The organism is Pseudomonas sp. KH_017 (assembly GCF_057840285.1).
In genome coordinates this window covers 3,437,897-3,456,709 of sequence record NZ_CM174509.1, presented here as the reverse complement: position 1 = coordinate 3,456,709, position 18,813 = coordinate 3,437,897, and the positions used below count along the sequence as shown (strand labels likewise).

Here is an 18,813-nt window from a genome sequence, read left to right as displayed (position 1 = left end):
TGAAGCGAGTTAATGTAAAACCTTAAAACAAGCGTTTCATCGGACTGGTGGCCCTTTGCTCATTTTGTGGGTGCGTTCTCATTTGGAATCAGTACAATCGCCGCATTTGCCCCCACCCAAGAATGAAAGCCATTAACAAGGGGGCATTCGCGAGAAGTCCCCATGCTCATCGGTAGCTATTCCCCCACCCTGGTCATCATTTCGCTCTGTGTAGCGATTCTCGCCTCCTACACCGCACTCGACCTGACCGGACGCATTGCCACCGCCAAAGGCCGCGCCGTGCATTTGTGGACCGCGGGCGGGGCCATTGCCATGGGCATCGGCATCTGGTCGATGCACTTTATCGGCATGCTCGCGTTCAAGTTGCCGATCGACCTGGGGTACGACGGCACGATCACCCTGTTGTCGCTGCTGATCGGCGTGCTCTCCAGCGGCTTTGCGCTGTGGCTGGTCAGCCAACCGCAATTGCCGGCCTGGCAACTGGCCTTTGGCGCGTTGGTCATGGGCGCGGGCATCAGCGCGATGCACTACACCGGCATGGCCGCCATGCGCATGCAACCGGGCATCGACTACGACCCGACGCTGTTTGGCGCCTCGCTGCTGATTGCGGTCGGTGCATCGGGCGCAGCATTGTGGATCGCATTCCGTCTGCGCCAGCACACGCCTTATGTCCGCCTGATCCGTGGTGGCGCCGCCGTGATCATGGGCATCGCCATCGTCGGCATGCACTACACCGGGATGGCCGCCGCGCGCTTTGCCGACGGCAGTTTTTGTGGCGCAGCGGCCAATGGATTGAGCGGCAATGGCCTGGACAACCTGGTGCTGATCACCACGTTGGCGGTGCTGAGCATTGCCTTGCTGACCTCGATCCTCGATGCACGCCTGGAGGCTCGCACCGCGAGCCTGGCCCAGTCGCTGACCGAGGCCAACCGTGAACTGACCCAACTGGCCCTGCACGACACCCTCACCGGGTTGCCGAACCGGACGCTGCTCGCCGATCGAATCGATCAGGCCATGTCGCGGGTCCGGGAAGAAGGGGGGTGCTTTGCCCTGATGTTCATCGACCTGGACGGCTTCAAACCGGTCAACGATGCCTTCGGCCACCACATGGGTGATCTGCTGTTGCGCGAAGTCGCCGTGCGCCTGCGCGAAGACTTGCGCAGCCAGGACACCCTGGCGCGGATCGGCGGCGATGAGTTCGTGTTGCTGGTGCAATTGAGCGAACAGATCGATGCCTTGAACCTCGCGGCCCATCAGGTCGGGTTGATCGCGCGAGCGTTCCGGGTTGCCGAACATGATTTGCACATTTCCGCCAGCGTCGGCATCGCGCTCTACCCGGGTAACGGGCAGTCCGCCCAAGAATTGCTGATGAACGCCGACGCAGCGATGTATCACGCCAAGGGCGCGGGTAAAAACGGCTACAGCTTTTTCGATGTCTCGATGAACAGTAACGCCCGCAAACAGCTGCAATTGCTGCAGGACCTGCGCAATGCCGTGGAACATCAGGAATTCAGCCTGCATTACCAGCCCAAGTTCGACGCCACCAATGGTCGGCCAGTGGGCGCCGAGGCCTTGTTGCGCTGGGAGCACCCGACGCAAGGGATGCTGTTGCCGGACAAATTCATCGAAATGGCGGAAAAGACCGGTCTGATCATTCCAATCGGCGAGTGGGTGCTCAACGAAGCCTGCCGCCAGATGCGCGAGTGGTACGTGCTGGGCTACACCGATTGGCGCATCGCGGTGAACCTGTCGGCCATTCAGTTTTGCCATGCCGGGCTGGTCCAGAGCGTCGCCAAGGCCCTGGCGACGCACCATCTGCCGGCCAACAGCCTGACCCTGGAAATTACTGAAACCACGGCCATGAGCGATGCCGATGCGAGCATGACGGTGCTGCAGGAACTGTCGGAAATGGGCGTCGACCTGTCCATCGACGATTTTGGCACTGGTTATTCGAGCTTGATGTACCTCAAGCGCCTGCCGGCTAACGAGCTGAAGATCGACCGCGGTTTTGTCCGCGACCTGGAGCACGACAGCGATGACGCCGCCATCGTTTCGGCCATCGTCGCCCTCGGCCAGGCGCTGGGGTTGCGTATCGTCGCCGAAGGCGTGGAAACGGGGGTGCAGCAGGACTTCCTGACTCAACTCGGCTGCGATTCGTTGCAGGGTTACCTGCTGGGGCATCCGCTGCCGGCCGCAGGTTTCATGGTGGAAATCCATCGCGGGGAGCAATTGGTCGAGCAGTTGAAAGCCAGTGCCGGGCGCGAGATGTCGATGACATGACAGCTGATGTGAAGCCATGCAAAAACCGCCAATGGCGGTTATTCTAGCCCCCGACCGCTTAAGCTTTGATTGGGGGAAAGCTCGCATGGACAAAGTCATCGTCATCACCGGCGGTAGCCGCGGTATTGGTGCCGCCACCGCGCTGTTGGCCGCCGCGCAGGGCTATCGGATCTGCATCAACTACCAGGCTGACGAAAAGGCTGCACTGGGCGTGCTGGAGCAAGTCCGCGCCCTCGGTGCGCAAGCCATTGCAGTACGGGCCGACGTCAGCATCGAAGACGAAGTCATCGCACTGTTCCACCGGGTAGACACTGAACTGGGTCGGGTCACCGCGCTGGTGAACAACGCCGGCACGGTCGGGCAAAAGTCCCGGGTCGACGAGATGTCCGAGTTCCGCATTCTCAAAATCATGAAAACCAACGTCCTGGCGCCGATCCTCTGTGCCAAGCACGCGATCCTGCGCATGTCGCCCAGGCACGGCGGGCAGGGCGGCAGCATCGTCAACGTGTCCTCGGTGGCCGCACGTTTGGGCTCGCCCAACGAGTACGTCGACTACGCGGCCTCCAAAGGCGCGCTGGACACCTTCACCATCGGCCTGTCCAAGGAAGTGGCGGGCGAGGGGATTCGGGTCAACGCCGTGCGCCCCGGCTTCATCTATACCGATTTCCATGCCTTGAGCGGCGATCCGGATCGGGTCAGCAAACTGGAATCGGCGATTCCGATGGCCCGGGGCGGGCGTCCGGATGAAGTGGCGGAGGCGATTGTCTGGTTGTTGTCGGACAAGGCTTCTTATGCGACGGGGACGTTCGTCGATCTCGGTGGTGGGCGTTGATCTGAGGTTTGCGTTGTCAGTGCAGGCCTCTTCGCGGGCAAGCTCGCTCCCACATGGGATCTCCAGTGAACACAAGATCTGTGTACTACAAAGATCTCTGTGGGAGCGGGCTTGCTCGCGAAGGCGATAGTGCAGGCAACATCCGACCATCAGAACGACCGCACAATCCGCCCCAACGTCTCCATCGCCTTCTCCGCAGCCTCGTCCCACGGGCTCCCGTAATTCAGCCGAATACAATTCCTGAACCGCTGCGCCGGCGAAAAGATCGGCCCCGGTGCAATGCTTATCCCCTGCGCCAACGCCATCTGAAACAACTTCAACGAATCCATCTGCTCCGGCAATTCCAGCCATAAAAAGTACCCGCCCGCCGGCTGGCTGACCCGCGTCTGTGCCGGGAAATAGCGGGCGATGGCGGCGAGCATGGCGCTTTGCTGGTCTTCCAGTGCGTGGCGCAATTTACGCAGGTGCCGATCGTAGCCCCCGTGTTGCAGATAATCGGCGATAGCCGCCTGGGCGGGCATCGAGGCGCACAGCGAGGTCATGAGTTTCAGCCGTTCGATTTTCTGCGCGTAACGCCCGGCGGCGACCCAGCCGATGCGGTAGCCGGGGGCCAGGCTCTTGGCGAACGAGCCGCAATGCATCACCAGGCCTTCGGTATCGAATGCCTTGGCCGGTTTCGGTGCTTGTTGGCCGTAATACAGTTCGGCGTAGACATCGTCTTCGATCAGCGGCACCTGGTGGCGGCGCAACAGTTCCACCAGTTCTTGCTTTTTTGCCTCGGGCATAGTCGCGCCCATGGGGTTCTGAAAACTGGTCATGCACCAGCAGGCCTTGATCGGGTGCCGCTCCAGCGTCTGTGCGAGCACACCGAGGTCGATGCCGTCGCGCGGGTGCACGGGGATTTCCACGGCCTTGAGTTTCAGGCGTTCGAGCACTTGCAGGCAGGCGTAGAACGCCGGGGCTTCGATGGCCACCAGGTCGCCGGGTTGGGTCACCGCTTGCAGGCACAGGTTCAGGGCTTCCAGCGCGCCGTTGGTGATCAGCAGTTCTTCCATGGGTAGCATCAGCCCGCCGACCATGTAGCGCAGGGCGATTTGCCGGCGCAGTTGCGGGTTGCCCGGCGACATGTCGGTGACGACCATGCGCGGGTCCATCTCGCGGCTGGCGCTGGCCAGCGAGCGGGACAAGCGTTGCAAGGGAAACAGCGTCGGGCTGGGGAACGCCGAGCCGAAGGGCACGGTGTTCGGGTCCTTGATCGAGTCGAGCACCGAGAACACCAGTTCGCTGACGTCGACTTCCGTGGACTCGTTGACCTGATTGCTGATCACCGGCTCGGAAAACGGCCGGGGTGCGTGGGCGTTGACGAAATAGCCGGAACGCGGACGGGCGCGGATCAGGCCGCGACGTTCCAGCAGGTAGTAGGCCTGGAACACCGTCGACGGGCTGACGCCGTAGGTCTGGCTGGCGTAACGCACCGACGGCACCCGCTGGCCTGGACCGAGGACGCCGGAGCGGATCAGTTCTGCGATGTCGTCGGCGAATTTTTCGTAGCGTTTCATCGGTATCCCGTCATGGAAATCATTCAATCAGCTTTTGTGGATTGCATTGCCAAAACAGGACTGCACTTCACCAAGGTCAGCATCTTAAAGGCTCAGCGATTCATCGGTGCAACAAACCGGCTCTTCGCCACGCTGTAGACGCCAGGTTCATCGCTGTCGACCACCTTGAAGTTGATACTCTGCGAACTGCTGGCCGGACGCTCCGTGAGCATTGCCACCGACACCGGCACATCGACAATCTCCCCCGGCGCCAGGCTGAATTCGGTCCTGCCCTGTAACTGGAAATCATCGGCATCGACCAGGCTCAATTGATAGTCCTGACGCTGTTGGGTCTTGTTGATCACCTTCAGACTGTAGATGTTTTCGATCTGCCCCTGGCTGTTCTCGCGGAAAAGGCCCCGGTCCTTGCTGACGTCGAGCGACACCATCGGTCGTTCCACCAGCGCCATCACCAGGGCTGCGATCATCACCAGCAGCACGGCGGTGTAGCCGATCAGGCGCGGACGCAGCAGGTGGGTCTTGCCACCCTGCAACTGATGCTCGGACGTATAGCTGATCAATCCCGGGGCGTAGCCCATTTTGTCCATGATCGAGTCGCAGGCGTCGATGCACGCGGCGCAACCGATGCATTCCATCTGCAAGCCATCGCGGATATCGATACCGGTCGGGCAGACCTGTACGCAGAGCTGGCAATCGATGCAATCGCCCAAACCCACTTCGGCGGGTTTGACCTCGCGTTTGCGCGGACCACGGTTTTCGCCTCGGGCCACGTCGTAGGAAATGGTCAGGGTGTCCTTGTCGAACATCACGCTCTGGAACCGCGCGTAGGGGCACATGTGCATGCACACCGCCTCACGCAGCCAACCGGCATTGATGTAGGTGGCACCAGTAAAAAACAGTACCCAGAACAGGCTGACGCCGCTCATTTGGAAAGTCAGCAGCTCTTCGGCCAGTGGCCGGATCGGCGTGAAGTAGCCGACGAACGTCAGGCCGGTCAGCAGGCTGATGGCCAGCCACAGGGTGTGCTTGGCCGAGCGGCGCATCAGCTTGTTCAGGCCCCACGGCGCGGCTTGCAACTTGATCCTCTGGTTGCGTTCGCCCTCGGTGATCTTCTCGCACCACATGAATATCCAGGTCCACGAACTTTGTGGGCAGGTGTAGCCGCACCAGACCCGGCCCGCGAACACGGTGATCGCAAACAGGCCGAACGCGGCGATGATCAACAGCGCCGAGAGCAGAATGAAATCCTGCGGCCAGAATGTCGCGCCGAAGATATGGAATTTGCTTTGGGAAAGATCCCAGAGCACCGCCTGGCGACCGCCCCAGTTCAACCATGCGGTGCCGAAAAACAGCAAGAACAGAAAACCCGCGCCGCTGATGCGCAGGTTGCGGAACAGACCGGTGAAGCTGCGGGTGTGGATCAGGTTGTCGCTGGATTTGGCCTTTATCTTGGGACGCGAAGGCTCGAATGTTTCTACGGTTCGGACGGGGATTCTTTCGCTCATGGTCTTTCGCTCATCAGCCTCCATCAGGCAGGAGCACTATGAGCGGGGATCTGTTTGCATAACAGGCTCAGGTATTGCATTAAAAAGCAGATCAGATGGCCGTGTTTGCACGGCCTGCGACAACTTGAAGCAGCCGCCGCTGCAGGGTCCGTGGGGCTTTCCAAAACAGCGGCGGCAGGTGCGGATCAATCCCGGTCAAATCACCGAACCACTGTCGGTGGCTTTCAAGTGCCGGCGCCCATCCACCGCGCCTGCGACGGTCAAGGCGTCGGCCTCGGCTTCCGTGATGTAGATGCGCTCGCCTTCGATGTCCACTGCCGACATGGCTTTGGCACCGTCGGTGATGATGGTCACGTCGGGACACAGACGAATGAGTTCGCCATTTTCGGTGGTGAAAAAGCAGGTCTGGTTCTCGATGCGCACGATCACGGCGGAATCCTTTTTTCAGTGGAATCTAAAGTTTCAGGCCGCAACCGCCTGTCATCGTTCTGTGCAACCGATTAATGGTCGCTGCGGTCCACCTTCCATGGCCCCCTCACAAGGACAACCCCATGAACGCCTGGTGGCACGAAGTCTGGGTGACCCTGCAAGCCGAGTTCGCCGACATCGCCGATGCCTCGCAACTGACGCGAGTGACCGTGCGCCTGTTGATGGCCGCCTTGCTGGGCGGGATTCTCGGGTTCGAGCGTGAACACCAGGGCAAGGCCGCCGGCGTGCGCACCCACATGCTGGTGGCGATGGGCGCGGCGCTGTTCGTGTTGGTGCCGCAGATGTCCGGCTCGCAGGCCGATGCCATGAGCCGGGTAGTGCAGGGCGTGATTGCCGGGGTCGGCTTCCTGGGGGCTGGCACTATTCTGAAGAATCACGAGGGCGATGAAGGCCACGTCAAAGGCCTGACCACCGCCGCCGGCCTGTGGATGACCGCAGCCATCGGCGTCGCGGCCGGGCTGGGCCGCGAGGCGACGGCGGTGCTCAGTACGTTGTTGGCGCTGGGGGTGTTCAGTGTGATGCCGGGGATTGTGAAGCTGATCGACAAGGATCACGTTCCGTAGGCGCAGCCTTCGGCAACTCCTGCTGATCAGGGCTCCACCTTGTCCGCGTGAGTTGTTTCACGACCTGATTCCTGCTCGTTGATCTTCGTTTCTGAGAGTTCGTGTTGGCTGTAGTCAATTTCACCCTGCAGCAAATGATTCTCCAGATCCCTGATTATTGAACTTTTGGTGGTTTGTTCTGCCGTGTTGCGTTCGGCTTCGAAGCAAAGAAATTCGTAGTTGAATATTTTCAAAGGAAGGCCAGCCGTCGATTGGTCGTTCACGGTTGAGCGCGTGGTGCTGTGCGCTCGCTGTGTTTGTGAATTTGTAGAGGCTGGGGAAAAAAGTGTTCATGGCTGGCCACACGCAAGGCTAATGGAGTGATGGCCATATAAGGCGAGGGATGTCAGTTTCGTAAAGTGCCGGGAGGGTAGAATTGCCGCTTCAGGACCGGTACTACGCGTTCTTGGGAAACGTCATTCATTTTTATGATCGTCCCTGGTTTCGACGCAGGAACGATCAATTGTCGTCATTCAGGATTCACAATCACCGGCGGCATCGTCGGTGGCGGTTCTACCCTTGGCGGCGGGTTGGTGCCGGGTGGATCCTGTTCGGGTACCGGCTGCGGTTCGCTCGGCGGTATCACCGGGTTGTCGATGTTGGGATCGGAGGGGGCAGCCGGGAACGGATTGTTCATTGTTCAAGCCTGCGGTGGCACATGGCGTGAGTCGTGCTTAAGTAGGTGGACTGGTTGGTTGACCGCGGCGCGAAGGACTTGATTCCGGAAGTTGTCGATGAAACTTTCCCGGCAGCTGTCGCTCGGAACCTAAGTGAGTGCATCCCGGGGCGGATCGTCCGGCGGGGTGGCGACCAGACACAAGCGCGTCCATGGGGCGTAAGGAGAGAGGCTCGATGACGGCTGAAAAACCGACTGAGTTGAGCTACAACCCGCACATGCCGCTGTCGCAGGCGTTGTTGCTGCCGCGAATCGTCATTGAAAACATCATGCCGACCCTTGAAGGCGGACAATTCGCGGTCAAGGCCGTGGTGGGGCAGGACGTGGTGGTGACAGCCAAGGTCTTCGCCGACGGGCATGACAAGCTGGCGGTTCGCGTACGCTGGCGGGCCGAAGACGAGGGCACCTGGCAAAGCGCGGCCATGCACGACCTGGGCAACAACGGCTGGCAAGGGCAGTTTCGTGCCGACAGCCAGGGCCGCTATCTGTTCTGTATCGAAGCCTGGATCGATCAGTTCGCCAGTTTTTGCTACGAGCTGGAAAAGAAGCATGCGGCGGCAGTGCCCGTCAGCCTGGAGTTGCAGGAAGGACGGATTCATGTCCAGCAGGCCGCCGAACGCAGCGAAGGGCCACTCAGCGAGCAATTGGCGGCCTTGCACCATGAACTGTCAGGGCTGCTTGAAACCGAGCAGATTGCACTGTTTTTGCACCCGCGTAGCGCCGACCTCATGGCCCGCGTCGATCATCGCGCCTACCTGAGCCTGAGCCCGGAGTACCCGGTGGATGTGGAGCGCGAACTGGCGCAGTTCGCCAGTTGGTATGAATTGTTCCCACGTTCGATCACCGACAGTCCGGCGCGCCACGGCACCTTCAATGACGTGCATTCGCGACTGGCGATGATCCAGGACATGGGGTTCGACGTGCTGTATTTCCCGCCGATCCACCCGATCGGGCGCAGCTACCGCAAAGGCCCGAACAACTCGCTGACGGCGGGCCCCGATGATCCGGGCAGCCCCTATGCGATTGGCAGCGAGGAGGGTGGGCACGAGGCGATTCACGCGCAATTGGGCAGCCACGAAGACTTCCGCCGACTGGTGGCGGCCGCCGCGGCCCATGGCCTGGAAATCGCCCTGGATTTTGCCATCCAGTGCTCCCAGGACCATCCATGGCTCAAGCAACACCCAGGCTGGTTCAACTGGCGGCCGGACGGCACGATCAAATACGCGGAGAACCCGCCGAAGAAATACCAGGACATCGTCAACGTCGACTTCTATACCCCGGAGGCAATTCCGAGCCTGTGGGTGGAACTGCGCGACATCGTAGTGGGCTGGGTCGAGGAGGGCGTGAAGATCTTCCGCGTCGATAATCCGCACACCAAGCCGTTGCCGTTCTGGCAGTGGCTGATCGCCGATGTACGGGCGCTGTACCCCGAGGTGATCTTCCTCGCCGAAGCCTTTACCACCCCGGCAATGATGGCGCGCCTGGGCAAGGTCGGTTATTCCCAGAGCTACACCTATTTCACCTGGCGCAACACCAAGGCCGAACTGGCGACCTACTTCAGCGAACTTAACGAGTCGCCATGGCGCGAATGCTTTCGGCCGAATTTTTTCGTCAATACACCGGACATCAACCCGGCGTTCCTCCATGATTCAGGGCGCCCCGGGTTTCTCATCCGCGCCGTGCTGGCGACCATGGGCTCAGGCCTGTGGGGCATGTATTCGGGTTTCGAGTTGTGCGAGTCGGCGCCGGTGCCGGGCAAGGAGGAATACCTCGATTCCGAGAAGTATGAGATCCGTCCGCGGGACTTCAATGCGCCGGGCAACATCATTGCCGAGATCGCCCAGCTCAACCGCATCCGCCGGCAGAACCCGGCGTTGCACACGCATCTGGGCCTGAAGGTCTACAACGCCTGGAACGACAACATCCTGTACTTCGGTAAACGCAGCTTTGACGGCAGCAACTTCGTTCTGGTGGCGGTCAGCCTCGATCCGCACAACGTGCAGGAAGCGAACTTCGAGTTGCCGTTGTGGGAAATGGGCTTGCCGGACTACGCCAGCACCCAGGGCGAAGACTTGATGAATGGTCATCGCTGGACCTGGCATGGCAAGCAGCAATTCATGCGGATCGACCCGGCGTATCAGCCGTTCGGGATTTGGAGGATTACCGCCTCTTGAGAACACCACAACCTCTGGGGCAAGCCTCCTCACCACAGGGGATTCTCAGCCTGTGGCCAAGATGAATTTACCAGGAGTTTCACATGGCGAAGAAACCCAAGGCAGCCACGTTCATCAAGGACCCGCTCTGGTACAAGGATGCGGTGATCTATCAAGTCCACGTCAAATCGTATTTCGACTCCAACAACGACGGGATTGGCGACTTTCCCGGTCTCATCGCCAAGCTCGACTACATCGCCGACCTGGGCGTCAATACTATCTGGCTGCTGCCGTTCTATCCCTCGCCACGGCGCGACGACGGTTATGACATTGCCGAGTACCGTGGCGTACACAGCGACTACGGCACCATGGCCGATGCCCGGCGTTTCATTGCCGAGGCGCACAAGCGCGGCCTGCGGGTGATCACCGAGCTGGTCATCAACCACACCTCCGACCAGCACGCCTGGTTCCAGCGGGCGCGCAAGGCCAAACCCGGATCGGCGGCGCGGGACTTCTACGTGTGGTCCGATGACGATCATAAATACGATGGCACCCGCATCATTTTCCTCGACACCGAAAAGTCCAACTGGACCTGGGACCCGGTCGCCGGCCAATACTTCTGGCACCGTTTCTACTCCCACCAGCCCGACCTGAACTTCGATAACCCGCAAGTCATGAAAGCGGTGCTGTCGGTGATGCGTTACTGGCTCGACATGGGCATCGACGGCTTGCGCCTGGACGCGATTCCCTACCTGATCGAGCGCGACGGCACCAACAACGAGAACCTGCCGGAAACCCATGACGTCCTGAAAAAGATCCGCGCCGAAATCGACGCCAACTACCCCGACCGCATGCTGCTGGCCGAGGCCAATCAGTGGCCCGAAGACACCCAGTTGTACTTCGGCGACACCGACAAGAAAGGCCTGAACGGCGACGAATGCCACATGGCCTTTCACTTCCCGTTGATGCCGCGCATGTACATGGCGCTGGCCCAGGAAGATCGCTTCCCGATTACCGACATTCTGCGCCAGACCCCGGATATTCCCGCCAACTGCCAATGGGCAATCTTCCTGCGCAACCACGATGAGCTGACCCTGGAGATGGTCACCGACAAGGAACGCGACTACCTGTGGAATTACTACGCCGCCGACCGTCGGGCGCGGATCAACCTGGGGATTCGCCGTCGCCTGGCGCCGCTGATGGAGCGCGACCGCCGCCGGGTCGAGCTGCTCAACAGCCTGCTGCTGTCGATGCCCGGCACGCCGACCCTGTATTACGGCGACGAAATCGGCATGGGCGACAACATCTACCTCGGCGACCGCGACGGCGTGCGTACGCCGATGCAATGGTCCATCGACCGCAACGGCGGTTTCTCCCGGGCCGACCCGGCAAGCCTGGTGCTGCCGCCGATCATGGATCCGCAATACGGCTACCTGTCGGTCAACGTCGAAACCCAGGCTGGCGACCCGCATTCGCTGTTGAACTGGACCCGACGCATGCTCGCCGTGCGCAAGCAATCCAAGGCCTTCGGGCGTGGTACGTTGAAGATGCTGTCGCCGAGCAACCGGCGGATTCTGGCCTACACCCGCGAATACACCGGGGTGGATGGCAAGCACGAAGTCATTCTGTGCGTGGCCAATGTGTCGCGCAGCGCCCAGGCCGCCGAGCTGGATTTGTCGGCCTACGTCGGCATGGTGCCGGTGGAAATGCTCGGGGGTAACGCATTTCCGCCCATCGGCCAGCTGAATTTCCTCCTGACGCTGGCGCCTTACGGCTTTTACTGGTTCGGTCTCGCCGCGGAAAACCAGATGCCGAGCTGGCACGTGGAGCCCGCACAAAGCCTGCCGGACTTCACCACGCTGGTGCTGAAAAAGCGCATGGAGGAACTGCTCGAAGCGCCGTCGCGCACCACAATGGAGCAAAGCATCCTGCCGAGCTGGTTGCAGAATCGCCGCTGGTTCGCCGGCAAGGATGCCGCCATCGAACAGGTCGATCTGGCCTATGGCGTGCGGTTCGGCGATCCGCAGCATCCGGTGCTGTTCAGCGAGATCAATGTCACCAGCGCTGGCCAGAGCAGCCGTTACCAGTTGCCGTTCGGCTTTATCTCGGAGGATCAGGTCGGTACTCCGTTGCCGCAGCAATTGGCATTGTCGCGGGTACGGCGCGGACGCCAGGTTGGCCTGATCACCGATGCCTTCAGCCTGGACACCTTCGTGCATGCCGTATTGCAGGGCATTCAGGCCAGCACCGTATTGACCTCCAGCGATGGCGACATCCGCTTCGAGTCCACCGCGGAGCTTGAAAAACTCGGCCTCAATGCCGAGTCGCCGGTACGTTACCTGTCGGCCGAACAGTCCAACAGCTCGGTGGTGATCGGCAACAGCCTGGTGCTGAAGCTGATCCGCAAGGTCGCCTGCGGTGTGCACCCTGAGCTGGAAATGAGTGCGTACCTGACCGAAGCCGGGTTCAGTAATATTTCGCCATTGCTGGGGGCCGTGGTGCGCCGGGACGGGGCGGGTGAAGACAATTTGCTGATGATCGCCCAAGGCTATCTGAGCAATCAGGGCGACGCCTGGGAATGGACCCAGAACAACCTCGAACGGGCGCTGCGCGATGAACTGGCCGACGCCGTGTCCGAGCAGGAACAACATTACAACGCGCTCGGCGAACTGAAAGATTTCGCCGCTATGCTCGGTCAGCGTCTGGGGGAAATGCATCAGGTACTGGCGGCGCCGAGTGCCAACCCGGACTTCTTGCCCCAGGTCACCACGCAGAAAGAGGCGCTGGCCTCGGCCAGGGACGTCGCGGCGCAAATCGAGCACGCGTTGAACTTGCTCAAGCAGCATAAAAATCAACTGAACCCAGCGGACCAGACCCTGGTCGGCCGTTTACTGGACAACAAGAAAGCCATCCTCGGCCATGTACAAGCATTGGGCAAAAAGACCGCGGGCGGCTTGCGCATTCGTGTACACGGCGATCTGCATCTGGGGCAGGTGCTGGTGATCAAGGGCGATGCCTACCTGATCGACTTCGAGGGCGAGCCGGCGCGGCCTTTGCAAGAGCGACGGGGCAAACACAGCCCGTACAAGGATGTCGGCGGCGTGCTGCGTTCCTTCGACTATGCGGCGGCGATGGCGATCAATGTGCAGAGCGTCGACAACACCGTGGCGGCCGATGCCGCGCGCTTGCGGGTCACCGAGCGCTACTTGAGCGAGGCGCGGCAAGCATTTGTCGACGCTTATCGGCTGGCGGCAGCTAGTCTTGCCCATGCATGGCAAGATCCCGAAGGCGAGGATGCCGCGCTGGCATTGTTCGGTCTGGAGAAGGCGGCGTATGAAGTGGCCTATGAGGCGGAAAATCGCCCCGCCTGGTTGCCCGTGCCGTTGCACGGTTTATATGGATTATTGAGTGGGCTTAAACCCTTTTCCGATCTTGGTGGAGAGTAGTCATGAGTGTCTCGAACAAGGAACAGGGTCATCACAAAGAAGCGCTGCTGCCCAGGGCGCGGGATATCGATGCATTGGTGCGTGCCGAGCATATCGATCCTTTCGCCATTCTCGGCCCTCACGCCGATGGCGCTGGCGGGCAATTCATTCGCGCGTATCTGCCGGGCGCCCTGAGTGTGCAGGTGCTGGTCAGGGACTCCGGCGAAGAGCTGGGTCACCTTGAAGTCACGGAGACGCCGGGGTTGTTCGTCGGGCATTTCCAGCATGCGCAAGCGTATCTGTTGCGCACCCGTTGGGCCGGCGGCGAGCAAACCGCAGAAGATCCTTACAGCTTCGGCCCGTTGTTGGGCGAAATGGATTTGTACCTGTTTGCCGAAGGCAATCACCGCGACCTCAGCGCGTGCCTGGGCGCGCAACTGAAAACCGTGGACGGTGTCGATGGCGTGCGTTTCGCCGTGTGGGCGCCGAATGCCCGGCGGGTGTCGGTGGTCGGCGATTTCAACGTCTGGGACGGGCGCCGGCACCCGATGCGCCTGCGTCATCCCACCGGTGTCTGGGAGTTGTTCATCCCGCGCTTGCAAGCCGGGGACACCTACAAATACGAGATTCTCGGCGCCCACGGCATCCTGCCGCTGAAGGCCGATCCCGTGGCGCTGGCCACCAGCCTGCCACCGGACACCGCCTCGAAAGTCGCCTCGCCCCTGAAAGTCGACTGGCAGGATCAGGACTGGATGATGGCCCGGGGCGAGCGCCAGCGGGTCACGGCGCCGTTGTCGATCTACGAATTGCACGCCGGCTCGTGGCAATGCGAGTTGGACGACCTGGGTGAGGTGGCTCGCCAGTACACCTGGCCGGAACTGACCGAACGGCTGATTCCCTATGTCAAAGACCTCGGTTTCACGCATATCGAACTGATGCCGATCATGGAGCACCCGTTCGGCGGTTCGTGGGGCTATCAGTTGCTGTCGCAATTCGCACCGAGTGCGCGCTATGGCACGCCGGACCAGTTCGCCGCGTTCATCAACGCCTGCCATCAGGCCGAACTCGGGGTGATTCTCGATTGGGTGCCGGCGCATTTCCCCACCGATATCCACGGCCTGGCCCAGTTCGACGGTACGGCGCTGTACGAGTATGGCAACCCGCAGGAAGGTTTCCACCAGGACTGGGACACGCTGATCTACAACCTGGGTCGCACCGAAGTGCACGGCTACATGCTGGCGTCGGCGCTGCACTGGCTCAAGCATTTCCATGTCGACGGCCTGCGGGTCGATGCGGTGGCCTCGATGCTCTACCGCGACTACTCGCGCAAGGCTGGCGAGTGGGTGCCGAACCGCCATGGCGGGCGGGAAAACCTGGAAGCCATCGACTTCCTGCGTCACCTCAATGACGTGGTGGCCCTGGAAGCGCCCGGTGCTTTGGTGATCGCCGAGGAATCCACCGCATGGCCGGGTGTCAGCCAGGGCACGCAACAGGGCGGCCTCGGCTTTGCCTACAAATGGAACATGGGCTGGATGCACGATTCGCTGCATTACATCCAGCAGGACCCGGTGTACCGCGCCCATCACCACAACGAGCTGAGCTTCGGCCTGGTGTATGCGTGGTCCGAGCGCTTCATCCTGCCGATCTCCCACGATGAAGTGGTGCACGGCAAACACTCGCTGATCGACAAAATGCCCGGCGACCGCTGGCAGAAATTCGCCAACCTGCGGGCTTACCTGAGTTTCATGTGGGCGCATCCGGGCAAGAAGCTGCTGTTCATGGGCTGCGAATTCGGCCAATGGCGCGAGTGGAACCATGACCAGCAACTGGACTGGTACCTGCTGCAATACCCCGAGCACAAGGGCGTGCAGAAACTGGTGTCCGACCTCAACCGCTTGTACCGCGAAGCGCCGGCGCTGCATGAGCAGGACGATGTACCGCAGGGCTTCCAGTGGCTGATCGGCGATGATGCGATCAACAGCGTTTATGCGTGGTTGCGCTGGAGCAAGGACGGCGAACCGATGCTGGTGGTGGCCAACTTTACCCCGGTGCCACGCGAGGCTTATCGCGTCGGGGTGCCGTTTGCCGGGCAGTGGAACGAGGTGCTCAACAGCGATTCGTCGATCTATGCCGGTTCCAATTATGGCAACAGTGGCGGGGCGGTTGCCGAGGAGACGCCGAGCCATGGGCAGGCGTTGTCGTTGGTGCTGAATTTGCCGCCGTTGGCGGTGTTGATGTTAAGGCCGGAGGGTTAAGCGGCACTGGTTGCTTGGCAACTCGCATGCCTATCAGTATGCGAGTTGCTTACTTATGAAAGTCTGATGTTTACATGCCGTTTTTAGTTAGATCCATCTGGTTTTAGACGCTGGGTTGCCAGTGGTTTTTTCAAGATATATCATTGGTGGGAATGACTTGGTAATTTGGAGTGGGCCGTTGCCGTGAGTCGACTGTGTAACGATATTTGTGACTTTGTAATTGGTTGCTGGAATAATTACACTTTCGTTTTCGATGGGGTTGCTGATGGCGTGAGCGGTTGAGGTGATATATATTACGCCTGTTGTTTCGTTTATAAAGGTTTCATTGTGATATTTCGATATGAAGCGTTCGGCTGTTTTTTTGTCTGAACTAAATGATAAAAAGCTACTGGCACTTACAATGTCACCTACTTTTAAACTCATGCTTAGACCAAAGCTCAGACTCATATCCGACAGTCGTGCTCCTCGATAAACTTGCGAATTTGTTTCAGGCCCAAGTGAGGCAGACATCAGGAGTATGGTTTGCCACGGATCTTGTTCGTGCTCATTCAATAATTTCAATGCGGGTTCATAGCTGTTTTTGTATGTGTTATCTGACATTTTTACAGTGTGTTCACCGGTATTGGATTTCAATTCACGGTGCGCTTCGTTGGAAGCTGTTGCCAAGGAAGTGCGTTGCTGGGTGTTTTGTCGAATGTAAAAGTTTCTGCTGGTTGCACCAATATAACGGGAGCCGGCGTTTGTGCTCCAAAATAGATGAAGTCCTTTTTTTTCATTGCTTGTTAGCTTTCTATGATACGTAGTTGCTTGCGGTTTACTCTGCGGTTCGGCTATTGCCGCGGCTGCTGCAAAGCCCAGTCTTGACATGATCGTTTCAGCATATTGTTGTGGGGTGGCACCTTTTTCCTTCAAGTACTGATTAACAACATCAAGTACATCCTCTTGAGAAAGGTCGCCCATGTCTCGTTTAATGGTGTTTGCTATATGGCTGATATCTGCTGTCGTTAGCTCTTTTCCTGCACGCCCATCCAAATCTCCAAAATTGATGGGCCTGTTTCCCACCATCGAATACAAATTCATCCCATCCACATACCCCGCTGGATCCGGATTAATCCACCGCTGCAACCACGGCGCGTAATATCTGAACCCATAATAATAAAGCCCCGTCGCATCCCGCTCCTTGCCCGAATAGCGCACGGTTTTGTACTTGGCTTCGGTGGCTGACCGCGCCGCGAAACACGCCGTGCCGCCAAACGGGTAATACCATTCTTGGCTGATCAGGTCAGCGTTTTGATCCAGTTCCAGTGCGCTGGATTGCAGGTGGTCGTTGAGGCTGTATCGCACTTGGTCATTGGTGATGTTCTCGGGTGGTTTGGCCACCCAGTGCAGCACCTGCACGCTATTGCTGCCTGCACTGGCGTTGATCACATGAAGGATTTCCCCAGTGCCGCCGTGGTTGCGGATCTCCACGCCGGGCAGGTAACGCACTTCGCTGACCAGGGTACGGGCGTTGGTCTGGTTTGAACGAACCTTGCGCACCCGTTGGCCTTCGCCATCGTAGATATAGCGTTCGTAATCATCATTGCCGTCTTCGCGGACGACCGGGCGCACCGTAGACAGTTGACTGCGCAGGTCCCAGGCGAGTGACTGGCCCGCTTGCAGTTCACGCAGGTTGCCATTGGCATCGAAGCCGACGGCCAGTTCTTCTTCCGTCGGCGGACGGCCGTTGCGTTCGGGTAGGCAACGGTTGCTGTACTGGGCGCGGGTCAGCGTGCGGCTGTGAGGCTGGGTACCAACGTGTGTCAGGTCCAGCAGGTTACCGCCAGCGTCGTAGTGATACGTCTGGCTGTATTGGGCAACCTGATTGGGGTCGAGGGGCAGGGGCTGCAAGTCGGGCAGGGCGGGGCCGCCGTGGCCGGTCCTGGCCTCCCATCCGGTGGCTTCGATCAATTGATCGAGGGTGTCGTAGCGATAGGTCTTGATCGGTTCGATGCGCTGGTTGTTGAAATAGCGGATCGGTTGGGCGGTGTCTTCGATGCTCAGCACGTTACCAACTGCGTCGTAGCGGTATTTCAGGTCCTGAAGTGGCGTGCCATTGGCTTTGTGTGCACTCAGCCCGATGAGGCGACCATCCGCCGGGTCGTAGCGATGGCGGGTGACAATGCCGTTGCCGGCGGTTTCCGACTCGATCTGGCCGGAGGCGTTGTAGTGGAGATCGCTGACCAGGGTCAGCTCTTGCTGGCCGTCGCCGGCCAGGATCAGTCGCGTGTCCTTTAATTCGCCAGCGACGCTATAGGTAAAACGCTGGCGATTGCCCAGCGTATCGATTTGCTGGAGCAACTCGCCGCTGGCGGCGTAGTGCCAGGAAGTGATGGCGCCTTCAATGGGCTCAACCAACGCATCTCGAGCGTGCACGTTGTCTGGCCAGTTCGTGGGATGGGTATCCAGCAAAAAGTGCCGGGTCTGTTGCAGCACTGCGCCAGCGATGCCGATTTCGCGCAGGTGCAGCGTTCCGGCGGGGTCGTCATGACGAAGCAATTGACCGCATAGATTGTGTGATGCAGCGTCGGCGTCAATGGCCGCATACGTGAAGCGTTCAAGGGTAAATTCTGCAAGCCCTTCGCCGCGTTCGTGTACGCCCACCGGACGCAGCAGCTCATCAAACTCGGTGAACGAGTGACTACCACGCCCATCCCAATGCTCGATTGTCTGCCCGGCAGCACCGTGCAACGCCACCCGCCAACCCGCATCCACGCTGTCATTCGACAACGATGCGCCAGACAAACTGAACACCTGTCTAAGGTTGGCCGGCACCGAGACATCGTTCTGAGCCAGGGCAAACAGGTACGGATCACGACTGGCCACGGGCCGTCCGGCGGCATCGAAGCGTTGATGCGTCACCCGCAGGTCGAGCGGATCGGCTGCCTGCCGCCGATGAAACTGCACAGCCCTGATTGCCAGACCTCGCGGATCAATGACAGCAAGTGATGGCGTGCCGCGATGAGCATTATCCAAAGACATCCGTGACGGCCTCGAT

General features: G+C 59.9%; 12 protein-coding genes. 6 read left to right on the top strand and 6 right to left on the bottom strand.

Annotation, left to right across the window (positions count from 1 at the left end):
- The first annotated feature begins 162 nt into the window (after positions 1–162).
- Both AC3IT6_RS15760 and AC3IT6_RS15755 read left to right on the top strand, forming a co-directional pair.
- On the top strand, positions 163–2,280 hold the full coding sequence (locus AC3IT6_RS15760; RefSeq protein WP_489350953.1) for a putative bifunctional diguanylate cyclase/phosphodiesterase: 2,118 nt from the start codon (positions 163–165) through the stop codon (positions 2,278–2,280).
- 85 nt (positions 2,281–2,365) lie between these two features.
- Entirely contained in the window at positions 2,366–3,112 is a 747-nt protein-coding gene (locus AC3IT6_RS15755; protein ID WP_150756037.1) for an SDR family oxidoreductase, read from the top strand.
- Between the two features lie 149 nt (positions 3,113–3,261).
- Here the strand turns inward: AC3IT6_RS15755 and mapR are convergent, their stop codons facing one another.
- From mapR to AC3IT6_RS15740, 3 genes are all read right to left on the bottom strand, one after another.
- Positions 3,262–4,671, bottom strand: coding sequence for a GntR family transcriptional regulator MpaR (mapR, locus tag AC3IT6_RS15750; RefSeq protein ID WP_489350950.1), 1,410 nt, complete (start codon positions 4,669–4,671; stop codon positions 3,262–3,264).
- A 92-nt stretch (positions 4,672–4,763) separates the two neighbouring features.
- Positions 4,764–6,176 (bottom strand): cytochrome c oxidase accessory protein CcoG, encoded by a 1,413-nt coding sequence (gene ccoG / locus AC3IT6_RS15745; protein ID WP_489350948.1) that lies wholly within the window; start codon positions 6,174–6,176, stop codon positions 4,764–4,766.
- A gap of 195 nt (positions 6,177–6,371) precedes the next feature.
- A complete protein-coding gene (locus AC3IT6_RS15740; RefSeq protein WP_489350946.1) occupies positions 6,372–6,605 on the bottom strand; it encodes a DUF3203 family protein in 234 nt (77 codons plus the stop codon).
- Positions 6,606–6,727: 122 nt separating this feature from the next.
- Here AC3IT6_RS15740 and AC3IT6_RS15735 point away from each other — a divergent pair, with 122 nt between their 5' ends.
- Complete coding sequence (locus tag AC3IT6_RS15735) at positions 6,728–7,228, top strand: MgtC/SapB family protein (protein ID WP_223461083.1); 501 nt, start codon at positions 6,728–6,730, stop codon at positions 7,226–7,228.
- 26 nt (positions 7,229–7,254) lie between these two features.
- Here the strand turns inward: AC3IT6_RS15735 and AC3IT6_RS15730 are convergent, their stop codons facing one another.
- Complete coding sequence (locus AC3IT6_RS15730) at positions 7,255–7,491, bottom strand: hypothetical protein (RefSeq protein WP_489350944.1); 237 nt, start codon at positions 7,489–7,491, stop codon at positions 7,255–7,257.
- A gap of 245 nt (positions 7,492–7,736) precedes the next feature.
- Positions 7,737–7,904, bottom strand: a complete 168-nt coding sequence (locus tag AC3IT6_RS15725) for a hypothetical protein (RefSeq protein ID WP_489350942.1) — start codon at positions 7,902–7,904, stop codon at positions 7,737–7,739.
- 215 nt (positions 7,905–8,119) lie between these two features.
- On the opposite strand from AC3IT6_RS15725, the gene AC3IT6_RS15720 reads away from it, so the two are divergent.
- From AC3IT6_RS15720 to glgB, 3 genes are all read left to right on the top strand, one after another.
- Entirely contained in the window at positions 8,120–10,117 is a 1,998-nt protein-coding gene (locus tag AC3IT6_RS15720; RefSeq protein ID WP_489350940.1) for an alpha-1,4-glucan--maltose-1-phosphate maltosyltransferase, read from the top strand.
- Between the two features lie 83 nt (positions 10,118–10,200).
- Positions 10,201–13,542 carry a maltose alpha-D-glucosyltransferase gene (gene treS, locus AC3IT6_RS15715; protein ID WP_489350938.1) on the top strand — a complete coding sequence of 1,114 codons (3,342 nt, stop codon included), beginning with the start codon at positions 10,201–10,203 and terminating at the stop codon, positions 13,540–13,542.
- 2 nt (positions 13,543–13,544) lie between these two features.
- Positions 13,545–15,776 carry a 1,4-alpha-glucan branching protein GlgB gene (gene glgB, locus AC3IT6_RS15710; protein WP_489350936.1) on the top strand — a complete coding sequence of 744 codons (2,232 nt, stop codon included), beginning with the start codon at positions 13,545–13,547 and terminating at the stop codon, positions 15,774–15,776.
- An 87-nt stretch (positions 15,777–15,863) separates the two neighbouring features.
- On the opposite strand, the gene AC3IT6_RS15705 is transcribed toward glgB, so the two are convergent.
- Positions 15,864–18,797: an RHS repeat domain-containing protein gene (locus AC3IT6_RS15705; protein ID WP_489350934.1), complete on the bottom strand. Its 2,934-nt coding sequence runs from the start codon at positions 18,795–18,797 to the stop codon at positions 15,864–15,866.
- Between the last annotated feature and the right edge of the window lie 16 nt (positions 18,798–18,813).

Excerpts from the sequence above, each read along its gene's own strand:
- AC3IT6_RS15705 (WP_489350934.1), bottom strand. The coding sequence starts at position 18,797 with ATGTCTTTGGATAATGCTCATCGCGGCACGCCATCACTTGCTGTCATT.
- AC3IT6_RS15755 (WP_150756037.1), top strand. The coding sequence starts at position 2,366 with ATGGACAAAGTCATCGTCATCACCGGCGGTAGCCGCGGTATTGGTGCC.
- AC3IT6_RS15720 (WP_489350940.1), top strand. The coding sequence starts at position 8,120 with ATGACGGCTGAAAAACCGACTGAGTTGAGCTACAACCCGCACATGCCG.
- AC3IT6_RS15735 (WP_223461083.1), top strand. The coding sequence starts at position 6,728 with ATGAACGCCTGGTGGCACGAAGTCTGGGTGACCCTGCAAGCCGAGTTC.
- AC3IT6_RS15760 (WP_489350953.1), top strand. The coding sequence starts at position 163 with ATGCTCATCGGTAGCTATTCCCCCACCCTGGTCATCATTTCGCTCTGT.
- ccoG (WP_489350948.1), bottom strand. The coding sequence starts at position 6,176 with ATGAGCGAAAGAATCCCCGTCCGAACCGTAGAAACATTCGAGCCTTCG.
- treS (WP_489350938.1), top strand. The coding sequence starts at position 10,201 with ATGGCGAAGAAACCCAAGGCAGCCACGTTCATCAAGGACCCGCTCTGG.
- AC3IT6_RS15725 (WP_489350942.1), bottom strand. The coding sequence starts at position 7,904 with ATGAACAATCCGTTCCCGGCTGCCCCCTCCGATCCCAACATCGACAAC.
- mapR (WP_489350950.1), bottom strand. The coding sequence starts at position 4,671 with ATGAAACGCTACGAAAAATTCGCCGACGACATCGCAGAACTGATCCGC.
- glgB (WP_489350936.1), top strand. The coding sequence starts at position 13,545 with ATGAGTGTCTCGAACAAGGAACAGGGTCATCACAAAGAAGCGCTGCTG.